The sequence below is a fragment of the Ekhidna sp. genome, from assembly GCF_965247405.1.
Lineage (GTDB): Bacteria > Bacteroidota > Bacteroidia > Cytophagales > Cyclobacteriaceae > Ekhidna.
The window spans coordinates 3,272,531-3,286,983 of the sequence record NZ_OZ252014.1; the positions used below are offsets into that span (position 1 = coordinate 3,272,531).

9 protein-coding genes are annotated in these 14,453 nt (G+C 42.4%); 3 read left to right on the plus strand and 6 right to left on the minus strand.

All coding sequences use genetic code 11. The features are described 5' to 3' along the window. The first annotated feature begins 3 nt into the window (after positions 1–3). The gene (locus ACP14Y_RS15170; protein ID WP_424963774.1) at positions 4–1,083 is read left to right on the plus strand and encodes a BamA/TamA family outer membrane protein; all 1,080 of its coding nucleotides are present in this window, start codon (positions 4–6) and stop codon (positions 1,081–1,083) included. Here ACP14Y_RS15170 and ACP14Y_RS15175 read toward each other — a convergent pair. Both ACP14Y_RS15175 and ACP14Y_RS15180 read right to left on the minus strand, forming a co-directional pair. Then, complete coding sequence (locus tag ACP14Y_RS15175; RefSeq protein WP_424963775.1) at positions 1,080–1,412, minus strand: LIC_13387 family protein; 333 nt, start codon at positions 1,410–1,412, stop codon at positions 1,080–1,082. The two genes, ACP14Y_RS15170 and ACP14Y_RS15175, sit on opposite strands and share 4 nt — an antisense overlap. Before the next feature lie 103 nt (positions 1,413–1,515). Continuing rightward, entirely contained in the window at positions 1,516–2,946 is a 1,431-nt protein-coding gene (locus tag ACP14Y_RS15180; protein WP_424963776.1) for a pyridoxal phosphate-dependent decarboxylase family protein, read from the minus strand. A 150-nt stretch (positions 2,947–3,096) separates the two neighbouring features. Between ACP14Y_RS15180 and ACP14Y_RS15185 the strand changes: the two genes are divergently transcribed. Together ACP14Y_RS15185 and ACP14Y_RS15190 are read left to right on the plus strand one after the other, a co-directional pair. Next, positions 3,097–5,922, plus strand: coding sequence for an ATP-binding protein (locus tag ACP14Y_RS15185; RefSeq protein ID WP_424963778.1), 2,826 nt, complete (start codon positions 3,097–3,099; stop codon positions 5,920–5,922). 111 nt (positions 5,923–6,033) lie between these two features. Next, positions 6,034–6,429: a hypothetical protein gene (locus tag ACP14Y_RS15190; protein WP_424963779.1), complete on the plus strand. Its 396-nt coding sequence runs from the start codon at positions 6,034–6,036 to the stop codon at positions 6,427–6,429. Positions 6,430–6,481: 52 nt separating this feature from the next. Here ACP14Y_RS15190 and ACP14Y_RS15195 read toward each other — a convergent pair whose 3' ends face one another. The 4 genes from ACP14Y_RS15195 to ACP14Y_RS15210 form a co-directional block, all read right to left on the minus strand. After that, positions 6,482–9,934 (minus strand): amidohydrolase family protein, encoded by a 3,453-nt coding sequence (locus ACP14Y_RS15195; protein ID WP_424963780.1) that lies wholly within the window; start codon positions 9,932–9,934, stop codon positions 6,482–6,484. Positions 9,935–10,065: 131 nt separating this feature from the next. Next, positions 10,066–11,496 carry an alpha-amylase gene (locus ACP14Y_RS15200; RefSeq protein ID WP_424963781.1) on the minus strand — a complete coding sequence of 477 codons (1,431 nt, stop codon included), beginning with the start codon at positions 11,494–11,496 and terminating at the stop codon, positions 10,066–10,068. A gap of 174 nt (positions 11,497–11,670) precedes the next feature. Further along, complete coding sequence (locus ACP14Y_RS15205; protein WP_424963782.1) at positions 11,671–13,515, minus strand: glycoside hydrolase family 13 protein; 1,845 nt, start codon at positions 13,513–13,515, stop codon at positions 11,671–11,673. A gap of 4 nt (positions 13,516–13,519) precedes the next feature. Then, a complete protein-coding gene (locus tag ACP14Y_RS15210) occupies positions 13,520–14,434 on the minus strand; it encodes an alpha/beta hydrolase (protein WP_424963783.1) in 915 nt (304 codons plus the stop codon). Positions 14,435–14,453: the final 19 nt, after the last annotated feature.

Here is a 14,453-nt window from a genome sequence, read left to right on the forward strand (position 1 = left end):
TGGGTGAGGCGAATATTTAGCTTAATTTTATTATTGCCCTTTTTGGTTTGTAGTCAGGAGTCTGACACCACTAAGAAAAGAAATTCTTTCGTTGTTTTTCCAGCAATAAGCTATGCTCCTGAAACTGATCTTCAATTGGGCGCAGTGGGTATTTGGGTTTTGAACAACGAGGACAACTTCCAATCCGGTTTTCAAAGACAGTCGACCCTTACACCATACTTTGTTTATACTTTAAAAAAACAATCCATTGCGGTAGCCAATTTGGATTACTATTTCCCGAACGGACAAAACCTTAATACTGCAGTCAGGTACTACAACTTTCCTGATTCTTACTTCGGGATAGGGAATGATAATGACCCGGATGTTTCCGAGAAATACACCAATCGATTTTTCCAGGTTGATGGCCAATACCTGATCCCTGTAAATGAGAAGGTCTTTATTGGAGGAGCGTATGATGCACATTTTACAAATATTGTAAACGTACAAGAGGCTGGACTGCTTGATAGCCAAAGACCTATAGGTATTGATGGGGGAAATCTATTTGGTGTGGGACCTGCATTCCGATATGATACACGGGATTACACGGTCTACCCATCAAGTGGCTACTTCATATCCAGTCGTATTGTTTTTAATGCATTAGGTGATTTTGACTATACTACTTACGTAGCTGATGCTCGCAAATTCATCAACCTGAAAGACAAAAAGCATATTTTGGCCTTTCAATTCAGGGCACAATTTACCTCCGGTGCTGATGTTCCTTTCTATAAGCTTCCACAATTGGGTGGGGATGAGCGCTTAAGAGGGATCGCCAACGCGAGTCTTTATCGTGATAGACAGATGATGTACACACAGGTGGAATACCGACGACCGCTCTTCTGGAGGTTCGGTATGACGGTCTTTTCTGGTGTTGGGGATGTAGCTTATAGTCCTAATGATTTTGACCTCACCGAGTTTAAATATATCGTGGGTGTGGGAGGAAGGCTATCACTTATTCCAGACAAACAGCTCAATGCCCGACTGGATATTGGAGTAGGTAGAGGGGGACAGACAGGTATTTACATTGGAGTGAGTGAGGCGTTTTAGTTATTTAGTTTCTTGAAGTAAGCGACCACCAAAAATATCAATCCAACCAGTATCAATCCATAGGCCAGGATGTGAAAGTAAATTATGGAGGTTATTAAAGAAACGGTTATAAAGAAGATCAACGTTCTCAGTATCGAGCCATCAATTTTTTTTGAGTGAAGTAGAAGGAGCATTCCAATGGTGATCATAAATAATCCAGTCATAATACTGAAGCCTAAATGAAAGGACAAAAGCGAGTGGGTTCCCATAAGCTCAATTTCATATGCTTTCATTTGAAGAATTACATCAGGTGCGTTTTCACTTTTTGGACCCAGGAAGTGAGCTAACAATGCAAAACGCCAAGAAGTGATAAAGAAGCCCCCGCAGCTTTAATCCAGTTAGATGCGATTGGTTTCATAATTATGGTTTTTTATGAAGTTAACAATGATGGTATCATTTATCTAATGTTCTCACTTTTTCCTTTATAATACTGAGTAGCAAATCAATTTTGTCTTTATGTGTTCTGAATACGACGATCGCTACGCGTATCCAGAATATACCATGAATGGAGGTAGAGGAAAGGAAGATACGTCCATCATCCTGTATTGCTTTGATTAGCTTTTCATTAAAGGCATTAGCATCTCCATCAGCAGGTATATATCGAAACATCGTGATGGATAAATCCGGGACAGGTGCCACTTCAAACCCGTCTTCCTTTTTAATCTGTTTTCGAAAGTATTGAGCCAACAACATCTTTTCTTCCAAAGCTGCTCTAAACGGCTTTAGTCCGAACAACTTCAATGGTAACCACATGCGTAATCCTCTAAAGTGTTTGGTGAGTTCCGGAGAAACATCAGCCGCATTCACTTCGCTATCAGAGTCAACCAGATCCTGAAGGTAGTCGGCCGTATATCGGTGTGCTTTATATACTGATTTTAGATCTTTGATCAAGACAGCTCCTGTTCCAAATGGAAGGAATAAGCTTTTATGGGGATCAAGGGTAATGGAATCCGCCTTTTCAATCCCTTTCGTTTTTTCTCTTATCTCAGGAAGCATGCGAAAAAATCCACCGTAAGCAGCATCTACATGAAACCATACCTTGTGCCTACGTGCAATGGTTGCCATCGAATCAATGGGATCGATGGTACCGGTGTTGGTGGTGCCCAGCGAGGCGTTGATGAAAAATGGAATTAATCCGGAATCCCTGTCTTTGGCAATAGTTGCGTCCAAAGTGGAGATATCGATTCTAAACTCGGAATCTACTGGTAGATATCGAAGATGTGCCTCACCCAATCCGGCAATCCTCAAGGCTTTTTGAAGTGAATGATGTGCCTGGTCAGATAAGTACACCACCAGCTTGTCAAAATGGCTCGCTCTTACCTCAGCAGCTTCACGAGCTGTTACTACCGCTATAAGGTTGGAAATCGATCCTCCTGAGGTTAGGTTGCCGGTGGCACCTGAAGGAAAGCTCATCAGTTCATTCATCCAGCGTATCAGCATGTTTTCCATCCGTGCTGCCCCGGGTGCAGGGAAGTAAATGCCTGCATATTTGTTACTCATGGCAGCCAGAAAGTCGCCAAGTGCCGAAGGGTATAGGCCACCCCCGGGTACATACCCCATGTGCCCGCCAGAGGCCGCATTGATTCCATCATATTCCACATTCGATCGAAGACACTTTAACAGTTCTTCGATTGCGGTTGGGGCTTCTGAAAGCTGATCCTGATCTTTTGGTTCAGGATTTTGGAAGAAAGCTTTCTCGTCAGAAAGGTTGGCTAGAAAATCATCCGAATGGTTGATTACTTTTTGAGTAAGCTCTTCCTGCGTTTCTTTTTCCGGCTCCAGCTCTCTGGCGATTTTTTCAAGTGACTTGATTTTTTCGATCATGGTGAGCCAAAACTAATGACTAGATAAATAAGAAAGTCGAATCAATTTTGGTTCGACTTTCTTATGTAGAAATGATTGTTTTTTTAAAAAAAGAGTCCCACCTCTCGTCAGAGATGAAGACTTACTCATTCCCTTTGAATTGCTATCTTCATGGAAATTTTCCATCAATTGAATGACTTCACCTATACCATTTCTTCGAAAAACTTGAAGTATCTATTTTTCTTAATCATTCTCTTTCAGTCAGGAATTATGTATTCCCAAAAATTACCTGATCCAATCAGGCTGGATGACAACAAAATAGATCAAGGATTAAAGTTAGACCAGAGGGATTTTCTTCTCGTCAACCAAGCTGACTCTAGTGTCAGGAAATCATTAAAACTTGATAGTCTCGAAAGCATATATGGCATTAATTCAGCAAACGAGTATGCTATTGAGCCTTTTTGGGTCATATTTCGATTAGAGAATAACAGTCAATATGAACAAGAGCTTTATTTGAGGTTTCCCACTGATGTCGCCAAGCTTGTGATGATCGATAGTACGGAAGTCGGATCCATAGAAGCCAATGGCTTTTATCCGCCAATCACCTCACTGACTTCAATGCATCAGACACCTTCCTTTTTTGATCCCTCGGCTTTTCCTTTTTCTGCACCTGCTGATACCATCTCAACTATAGCTGTATGGGTAGGAGCGAACTTTTTAACAGGAAGAGTGATAGATATGGAGCTTATCAGGAGAGATACTTTTTTAAATACTCTTCTGCCGGAAATAACCAAGGCTTACTATTTCCAGATGCTGTTTTTTGGGATGATGCTTTTGTTAGCAATATTCAACTTCTTGATTTTTGTTGGAAATAAAGACAGAACCTATCTTTTCTATAGTCTTTACGTAGCGGGAATTAGCCTTTATTTCTTTTCATCATCAGGACTTGACCGGTTTATATTCTTCCCTGAATCAGCTTTTGGGATATTGAGATTAAATCTTACGAGTTATTCAACCTCTATTTTTTATCCGCTATTCTGTCTTTATTTCCTCCATAGAGATGGGTGGAAGCCCAGACTAAGAAGGGCTTATAAGCTAATGATCTGGGCTTCAATAATATTATGCGTCATCTCTTCAGTGCTTCTAATTACTCTACCGTCATGGGAGTATAAAGGGCTGCTGTACATCAATCAGATATATGCACCCGTTGGTCTTCTCAGTATTGTTGTTTTTTTATACAGTATCGCGGTTTATGTATTCAGTAAAAATATTCTTGCACGTTACATTGGTTGGGCCGGATTGATTATTACGTTGTTTGCGTCACTCCAGATATTAAGGTCAATGTTATCCTCCTTTGACATCATTCCCGAGTGGGTGGGTAGTCCCATGCTCATTGTTTATGGTTTTCAGATCGGCACCCTCATTCAAGCGTTGATTTTTGCTCTGGCACTTAGCTACAGAAGCAGAAAAATTGAAATGGAGCGGACTGCTCTTTTGGAAGTGGATAGGACAAAAACCCGATTTTTCGCAAATATTTCCCATGAGTTTAAGACTCCACTTTCACTAATCATTGGCCCTGCGGGTGAGCTTTTGAGGAAAGCCAAAGATGATGGAACAAAGAAACTATTGTCCGCAATAAATCAGAATGCACAACGTCTGCTTAAACTTATAAATGAGATACTCGATTTATCCAAAATAGAAGCAGGGCAGTCCAGATTAAATCAATCCGCAACAGACATTGTTGACTTTGTGCAAATGATTGTTCTCCAGTTTCAATCCTATGCAGCGTCTCGGCAGCAGCAACTCACTTTCGTTTCCTCTGAAAGTGGATACTGGATACTAACCGATCAGGAAAAGTTAGAAAAGGTACTGATCAACCTGATTTCAAATGCATGTAAGTACACACCGGAAGGAGGCGCGATCCAGGTAGAGGTGCTGATTGAAGCAGATGAAGTCATTATGAAAGTTATTGATTCTGGAATCGGAATATCGGCGGAACATCTGCCTCATATTTTTGATCGCTTTTATCACGTTTCAAATTCGGATTTTGTAACGGATCAATCTTCAACGGGTATTGGACTTGCGTTGAGTAGGGAACTTGTGCAGCTTTTAGGGGGAAGCATTGAGATAAGGAGTGAGCAAGACAAGGGAACCGAATCCACCATCTCACTTCCATTGATTCATGCTACTCCTGAAAAGACGGAAGCATTGTCAGATTCCGATGAAGCATCAGCTGGCGGAAAGGATGATCGGGCGACTCTATTGCTAATTGAAGATAATGATGAGTTACGGTCCTTTGTTAGGTCGTGCCTACCGGATGATCTGCTTATTTTGGAAGCGGTGGATGGCGAAGAAGGTGTAGGTGTGGCTGTTGGTCAAATCCCGGATATCATTGTAACTGATGTCATGATGCCCAAAAAGGATGGACTGGAGGTATGTAAGGAATTGAAAGCACACCGGGCAACTAACCACATTCCAATTATCATTTTGACGGGTAAGTCCTCTCATGCAAGTAAAATGGAAGGGTTGGAGTCCAATGCGGATGCCTATATTTCTAAACCCTTTGATGCAGATGAACTGCGCCTGGTGATTCGAAATCTATTGTCGAGCAGGGATCAGATGAGGGCTCACTACAGCAATACCTTAAAACTGGAAGCATCAGAGATCGAGGTGAGTTCCCAGCAGGAAATGTTTCTAAAAAGCGCTATTGAAATCGTAGAGAGTCACATGGCGGATGAAAACTTTAGTGTGGAGCAATTGAGTGATCAACTTTCAATGGATAGAACACAGCTCTTTAGAAAAATGAAAGCATTGACAGGACAAAGCCCAAGCGCATTTATTCGTACAATAAGATTGAAGCGGGCTCATCAACTGCTGAATGCTCAAGCTGCTACGGTATCTGAAATCGCTTATGCAATAGGCTTCAGTAGCGCCAGCTATTTTATTAAATGCTATAAAGAACAGTACGGTGTTTCACCTGGAAAAGAGGTGAAATAGACGATTTAAGATCATTTACAACATAATTACAACACCTTACAACATAGGTGTTACATGTGAATAGGTGTCTGACTTTAAGATTGCATTGATGATTTACTTAAATAAAAAGACATGAAAAAGAACAGCCCTATCATAACAGCATTGATTATTGTATTGACATTATTTACTTCTTCCTGCAAGGAGGATGAACCAGCTGCCAAGTGCGAGCAAGACAATACAGGAACTCTCATCGTAAAGAACAATTACGGGGAAAACCCAAACTCCAGTAATTCACTTCTCATATTTGTTAATAGAGAGCCTCGTAGCTCCAACGAAGCTGGTGACGTTACTATCCCTTATGGAGAGACCGGCGAACTCACTTTACCAGCAGGCATACATGCTATTAAAGTCTATTTAAATACAGGCTCCTGTTCAGGAAACCGGTGCTCTGTGAGTAGAGAGTATTTAGGAGAGCGTGAAGTTGACCTGGACCAATGTGAAGAATTAAACTTGGCGTATGGGTCATAAAAAAAGCCGAGCCATAATGGCTCGGCCTGATTACTTTTATTTCAACACTAATTTACTCCTCTCCTGGAAGCTCCATACCATCCGGTCCATCTTTCACCCAGTAAAAATCCGGAGCTTTCTTTTGTCTTGGATATACTTCATCCAATGTGTTTCCATCATAGAGTCTGCCATTTTTCATTACGTGAGTGATCGTGTTGGAATTTCGGATGTTTTCCAATGGATTTTTATCCATGATCACCAGATCGGCAAGCTTGCCTGCTTCGATAGACCCTAGGTCTTTACTTAGCCCTATGGCTTTTGCTCCGAGGATAGTGGCTACCTTCAAAGCATCGTGCTCAGGCATGCCACCTGATTGAGTAGCCCATAATTCCCAGTGATAGCCAAGTCCTTGTAACTGGCCGTGAGAACCTACTCCGGCAATTCCTCCTGCCTTTACAAGATCACCGACAAACTCACTGTGACGAGGGAAGATATGCTCGTCCTCAATAAACCACGCTCTTCTTCTTCGAGATTTTTGATCAAGCTCTCGTTTTGGTGTAAAGAAGTTGATTTTGGCATCTCCCTGAACATCCTCTGTAGAGTAGTAGTATTCTTCCGCCCAAGGACCTCCATAAGATACCAATAGGGTAGGCGTATAGGCCATTTGCGCTTCTGCTGTTAAGGAAAGCACATCATTATAGATCGGATAGATAGGGAATGCATGCTCATGCCCCGGATACCCATCAATCAGCTGTGTCATGTTGAGCTTCATATCTAATGCCCCTTCGGTTGTTGGCATCAACTTTTGTTCCTTGGCTGCCTGAATGATCCATTGTCGATGTTGTCGGTTTCCGGTGATGTACATCTTGATCGTCTTGGTATTGAAATATTCAGAGTATTGTTTCAAGACATTCTCTGCATGCTCGAGGCTCTTGATATTGTAATACCAGAAGCCTACGCCTGGCCCAGTAGAGTATACTCTTGGTCCAAGTAAGTCACCTGTCTCTACCATGTCCGAGTAGGTTAGGACATCTGTGGTTGCTGTTTGTGGATCACGTGTGGTAGTCACGCCATATGCAAGGTTGGCCGCATAAACCCACACCTGATTCTTATGAAGTCCCCAGTTTGGCCACATGTGCGCATGAGTGTCTACAAAACCCGGGGTGATGGTTTTACCGCTCATATCCATTACCTGTGCATTACCAGCATCAAGTGAACCAGAGGTGCCAACAGCCTTAATCCGGGCATTTTCAATCAAAATGTCGCCGTTTTCGATCACCTCATCTCCATTCATGGTGATGATTCTGGCACCTTTCAGAAGTACTGTTCCTTCCGGTACATCTTTTTTCACCTCTACTTTGATTCGTATTTCGTTTGGCTTGTAGCCCTCGTCTTCTTCCTCTTCTTCGTCTTCAGCATCACTGTCGGTTGATTCTTCAGTGTCTTCTTCGCCTTCATTATCTCCTCCATCTTCATCTTCCTCACCACCATCGTCCTCTTCTTTTTCCTCCTCCTCTTTCTTCTTCTTTTCCTCTGCTTCTTTTTTCCTTTTTTCTTCCAATTCTTTCTCTACGCGTTTGGCTTCTTCCAGGTCATAGGCGAAATAGGCATTACCCAACGTGAAGTTCACCGTATTCCCATCAGTGTTCCAATGGGCAAACTCTCCTCCAAATGTAGTAAGCTTCCAGCTTGGGAAAGATGCATTATCAGGATTTGAAACGGATATTTTCACAGTCTCAGCGCCAATTGGAGGTACAGTCACCACATATACATCGTTGTTGATTTTGGCCAGTGCTTTGTCACCTTTTGGTGCCATCAGGACATACTCTGCATTACTTGGTTTACGTTGAGGCTCTGTGGGGCCACCGTTCATTAGCAAATCGTGATCATGTATCAGAGCAGGATAAGTCATGATTCCGGACACCTTTAAATGTTCTTTTTCATCCGTTCCATCCCAACGCATGGAGATCAATCCTTTGCCACCATGGTACATGTAGATTCGATCATCCTTTTCCACGAAATGGGGAAGGTCTCTGCCGCTGGCAGCTTTGATTTTATTCACACTGCCTCCATCTGCGTTGATCCACCCGATATTTTCCTGTGCCCTGAAAGCAAACGGGCCAATCGCATCTTCATATGCTTTTGCTGTACCGTATAGGAAAGCAATACGATTGGTTTTCTTATCCCAGGCCAAACTGGTATATACACCACTTTGGTTGGTAAGTTTGGTTTGCCTTCCACCGGAAGTTCTGACTTTATAAATGTGTCCCTTATCACCTTCCCAGGAGGAGAAAGCGATCATGCTTCCATCCGGAGACCAGGTAGGCATGGCTTCTGTGAAATCATTTTTTGTCACACGTTTTGGTGTGCCATTTGGGTAATCCATCAAATACAAGCGATTGAGTACCGTGAATGCAATCTTTGATCCATCAGGAGATCTTTTTGCATCTCTGATCTGATTGGCAATCATCTTAGTACTGTCATAGATAGGGTAGTCAAACTGCACCATGGGTCCGAAATCTAACTCTTCGTCTACTTCGAATGGAATTTCAGTTGCCTGACCACCATTGATTGGAATACGCCAGATTTTTCCTCCGTAAGAGGCAATCACTGACTGGCTATCAGGTGTAAAAGACATAGCCGGATAAACGCCCATTCTGGCTCTGGACTCTTGATCGTCTCTTCTCACAGGATAGGCTAACCAACTTTCTTCTCCTGTTTGAAGATTTCTTTTTCTCAGTCCGGTTTCTGTATTGTATCGAGAGGCATATACCAACCACTTTCCGTCAGGGGAGAGGGTAGGAGCGAACGCTGATCCATATTGATTGGTTTGTGTAGCAATTTCTCCGGTTTCCCAATCGTACGTTGCGATCTGGTACTGTGGCATCTGTGCGTTGTAATTCCACGCACCATTTCTTCGTGAAAACCATAGGTATCGATCATCTTTTCCAAAAGCAGGTTCAATGGTTTGTAAACCGTCCGGTTTCTTGATGAGTTGAATACCACCACCACCGTCTTTGTGGTACATGTGCATTTTTAGTGTACGGATGCCTTTTGCGGCAAAGATGTAGTTTCCGTCGTTAGACCACTCAGCTGCCTGATAGTACTTGTCTTTGTCTTTGGTGATCTGGTTTGGCTCAGCTTCTTCATCCGTTAGGTCAAGTGTCCAGATATTTTCAGAACCACTTCGGTCAGAGGAGAAAACAATGGAATTTCCATCCGGGCTATAGCGCGGATGATCATCAAATGCCATTCCTTCTGTGATTCGGGTGGCTTTCCCCCCGGTAATTGGAAGCGTATAAAGATCTCCCATCATATCAAAGATGATCTCCTGTCCGTTCGGGTGAACATCGAGAGAGATCCAGGTGCCTTCGGTTGTATTTAACCGAATGGAGCGCTCAGGCTCCAGAGGAAGCTCTTTTGTGGCTTTTTTTTCTTTGGTTGTGTCTGTTTCAGATTTCTTTTCGTCTTGCGCAAAGAGGAGTGTGCCTCCTAACAAGAGTAGGGTTAATAGTAAATTTCGCATTGAAGTAAAATTGGATTGAGGGATCAAGATATTTGAAAATATCTGATCGAGCGAAGAAAGTTACACGAACGGGAATTGAAAAAGGCAAGTCTATTAATTGACTTGCCTTTTTTCTGGAGACCTTATTGTTTCTAGATATTCGGAGACCAAACACTGTAGCTGTTTGGTGGACATTGGATTTGCACCCATCCGCCGCTCTGCGTGGTAGGATACCAGGAAGAATGCCCTGTGAAATCTTTGATCTGGGTGCTGTACCAGTTGGTCGGTACCCATCTCGTTTTCCATGAACTAGAGTTATTGATGTAGACAATAAGCCCCGGATTGCCATTGTATCCATTCCTTCGCGCCACATATTCGTCATTATCTACGTGCAGGATACTTGTGTTCCCAGTTGCTTTGTTATTGTGAATCCAAATCAGGTTGTTGAGTTTATTCTTATCCAGCCATTCTTCATAGTCCCGATAGAATATGGTAGGATAGCCCTCATGAGTTAAGATATACGCATAAGCCAGCATCTTATTCCAAATCTCATCCGTGTCATGGTTAGTTACAAACGTTACCGCCTTATACGGATTACGTTTCCACATCATGTCATCATTGAGAATATTCAGGTTGTTACCATCAAAGGCATCATTCATTTTATAGTAGCAAGCGAAATCAAAAACGCTGCTGTTCGCATTATTGGCCCACGATTCCAGCCAGTTTACATCGGAATCCCAAAGCTCACCTACAGAAAATCCTCCTACAGCATTATTCCAGGCGGCCACTACCCATGGTTCAAATCCTTTCACATAGTCAAATCTCCAGCCATCGAATCCCATGGTGTTTTTATAATACTTTGCCACTCCGTCGGAGCGGTTCCAAAGCCAGTCTTGTACATAGGGTACATCATGGCAGAGGTCTGGGAATCCACCGAATGCGCCAGCATCATTACTATGCACCCAGTTAGGATGAAAGTCATGCTGTGAACGTAGAAATTTGCCTGAAGCCACACCAGTAAAATCTGTCCATGTATTCGTTCCGGTGTATTGGTTTGCTTCCAGCTGACCGCCGCTATTGTGGTTCAGAACGATATCGGCATACACTTCCATGTTTTCAGCATGTGCCGTGCTGATCAAGGACTGAAGCTCAGATTTCGATCCAAATCGTGTTTCTACTGTTCCGTTTTGGTTATAGTCTCCAAAATCAAAGTAATCTGTTGGATCATACCCCATCGAGTAGGGTCCATTTTGAGCTTTGGATACAGGAGGTAACCAAACGGACTGAATTCCAGCATTGGACCAAGCGTTCAGCTTTCCTTTTACCGTATTCCACCAGGTGCCCCCAGCAGGCACATCCCAGTAGAAACCCTGCATCATTACACCGCCACCGGGTCCGGGTGTAAACCTTCCTTTTTTTCCTTCGGGTTGTGTACTGAATGGCTCGCCATCATGAGTCGTGACCTGGATTATTTCAGTGGCTTTTTGTGCCTGATCCAAATCATTAATCGATTGATCTTCTTGACAGCTAAATAGGAACATAATAAGTCCCGTTCCCAATAGGACTTTGGTGAGTCTTCTCATAACATTAAATAGGTTGTTTATCTAATTAAGATAAATAATCGTGAGATGAATATTGCGAATATCCCAAGTTAAATGACTGATAATCAGTCATTTTTACATTTCATCTAATACGTAAACGTTTGCGGGTTGAGAGATTTGCAACGCTTTCTTAAATAACGTGGACGAACAGTTTGATTAGCGTTGTAATTCAAACACCGCTGTTTGTTTAGGGCCCACTTCAAAATCTTCTTTTACATTGATAGAAGATCCGTTCATGATATTGGTTCCTGAATCGTAGTTGTTCAAAATTTCCGAAAAGCGATTGCTGTTGATGATCTTAGATTCCGCGTTGCGATTCATGACTACCATCACAGCTTCTTCATCGGTGTATCGGAAGTATACATAGATGTTATCTTCTGGTATAAAATGGGTAAGTTTTCCTTGATGGATTGCTCTTGAATCCTTTCTCCAATTCGTGATTTTTTTTACAAAATCGAACGCTTTAATTTCCTGCTGATTTCGTTGATCTTCAACGAATACGGATCGCTCATCTCCTTCCCAGCCACCCATCATGTCAGCACGTTGCTTTGCCCAGCTTCCGGCAGAAGAGTTTCCGAGCATCAACTCTGTGCCATAATAAACTTGTGGAATTCCACGCATAGTCATCAGGTAAGCATATCCCATTTTAAATAGGTCAAAATCATTATCCACACGATCGGCAAATCGTTCCAGGTCATGATTATCCAGAAATATCACGTTTTTCATGGGGTCTGCATATAGTCGATCCTGAGAAAGGGTATAATACAATCTTCTCAGCCCCGTATCCCATCCAATATCTTCTGTCAATGCTTTGTCAACTGAAAAGGTCACCTGAAAATCCGTCACACTTGGCAGTTTGGAATCATATCCATTCGTACCCGGGGCACCCGTTTGCCAGTATGATTCATGCGCAACTTCATTGACCCATGACTCACCAACCACATTAAAATTTGGGTAGGAGGTGAGTACTTCTGAAACCCATCGGGTCAGATACTCTTTGTATGGATATACGTAAGTGTCCATCCGTATCCCATCCACGCCGGAATACTCCATCCACCAAATGGAATTCTGTATAAGGTATTTAGCCAAAACAGGATTGCGTTGATCAAGATCCGCCAATTCCGGAACAAACCAACCCTTTATCAACTTGTCTGTATCATATTGAGATGCATAAGGATCTGAATGCACTTCACCTCTAAAGTTAGTTGTGCCATATTCCTCAATGTCATGAAACCAGTCATCAGAAGGTAAGTCTTTTAACCACCAATGTTGATCCCCCACATGATTGTGAATCATATCCATAATCACTTTTAGACCCATGCCGTGACATTTTTCCACAAATGATTTGAACGCTTCATTCGATCCAAACCGGCGATCGATTTTGTATAAGTCTGTAGCAGCATAACCATGATAGGCACCATATGAGGGTTTCATATCATTTTCAAACGTAGGCGTGAGCCAAACAGCTGTCATGCCAAGCTCCTTGATATAGTCTAAGTAGTCACTGACACCTTGTATATCACCACCATGTCTTGCATCAGGGTTTGTTCGATCCACTTGTTCTAACATGCCCGCTATATTGTCATTATCAGGGTTCCCGTTTGCAAACCGATCAGGCATGAGGAGATAGATCACATCGCTGGCATCAAATCCAAGATTTCTATTGGTGTCTTCTGTGCGTGCTCTAAGTTCATAACTAATTCGTTTTTTCGTCTTCTTTCCATCCTTCAGCTCTATCTGGAAGGAGCCAAGTTCGGCATTCGAATTAATTACAAGGTTCAGTACAAGGTAATTGGGATTAGGTAGCTCACTTATAGATTCGATTTCCACGCCATCATAATCAATGAATGGTTCGAATGCCCCGATGTTTTCACCGTGAAGCATGATTTGAAGTTCATCAGTAGGCATACTTGTCCACCAGTGGGGGGGATCGATGTGATGGATTGCCTGACTGAATAATTTAAAAGAAAAGAAGAGTAGAATGAATGAAAGTTTTTTCATGATCTTAATCTTTCGATAGTAAAAATGTTAATGGTATATGCAACCGATTCTTCCAGGCATTTTCGTCATGAGCGTCACCTTTAAACTTCATGGTTTTAAAGTTGCTAGTGTCATAATCAGCTAGAAGTATGATCGAATCAGCTGTGGGTTGTAGCGTTTGATATAAAGCATCTAAAGTTTCCGTGCCGTAATCGAAGTATAGTTTATGATTCGAAGGATCTGGAGAATTAACTTTTAGATATGCGAAAAACGCATCAGGAATAGGATTGTCTTCAATGGTAAAAACACCCGGCCAGTGTGTACTCATACATGCGGCCCCTCCAAACACATCAGGATATTCACAAATCGCATACATAGAAATCAATCCACCCATACTGGATCCGGCTATGAAAGTATTCGACCGGTTAGTTAACGTTCGATAGGTCGAGTCAATAAATGGTTTAAGTTCTTTCGTAATAAACTTTAAATAGTTGTCAGACTGGACTTGTGTTCCAAACAGCAGTACTCCATCTCCACGATCCAGTTGATATAGTGAATCCTGAACATGCTTTAGTAGGCTTTCAAATGGTTTTTGTGGAAAATATTCCGGGTGTCGAAGCTTTGTACCTCCATTGGGTATGCCTACCACAATTGCTTCCCTGATCTTGTTCTCTTCTGACAGCTGGGCCATAGTTTCATCAACCCCCCATTCCTGCCCATTCCAGGTGGAGGTAGAATCGAATAGCATTTGACCATCATGCATATAGAGTACCGGATAGCTTCTGTCAGATTTAAAGTAGGAGGCAGGGAGAAGTACTTCAATGGTTCGGTCCTCTACGAAGTTACTCTGTAATTCATGAGGGATTGTCAATGCTTTATTGCCATCATCGCAGGAAGTGATATTGAAGATGATAAACAGATATAACAGGTGCCTTTTCATAATAAAAAAAGCGACGGAA

Bases quoted from the DNA above. Each gene is read 5' to 3' on its own strand.
- ACP14Y_RS15205 (WP_424963782.1), bottom strand. From the start codon at position 13,515: ATGAAAAAACTTTCATTCATTCTACTCTTCTTTTCTTTTAAATTATTC.
- ACP14Y_RS15185 (WP_424963778.1), top strand. From the start codon at position 3,097: ATGGAAATTTTCCATCAATTGAATGACTTCACCTATACCATTTCTTCG.
- ACP14Y_RS15200 (WP_424963781.1), bottom strand. From the start codon at position 11,496: ATGAGAAGACTCACCAAAGTCCTATTGGGAACGGGACTTATTATGTTC.
- ACP14Y_RS15195 (WP_424963780.1), bottom strand. From the start codon at position 9,934: ATGCGAAATTTACTATTAACCCTACTCTTGTTAGGAGGCACACTCCTC.
- ACP14Y_RS15180 (WP_424963776.1), bottom strand. From the start codon at position 2,946: ATGATCGAAAAAATCAAGTCACTTGAAAAAATCGCCAGAGAGCTGGAG.
- ACP14Y_RS15190 (WP_424963779.1), top strand. From the start codon at position 6,034: ATGAAAAAGAACAGCCCTATCATAACAGCATTGATTATTGTATTGACA.
- ACP14Y_RS15210 (WP_424963783.1), bottom strand. From the start codon at position 14,434: ATGAAAAGGCACCTGTTATATCTGTTTATCATCTTCAATATCACTTCC.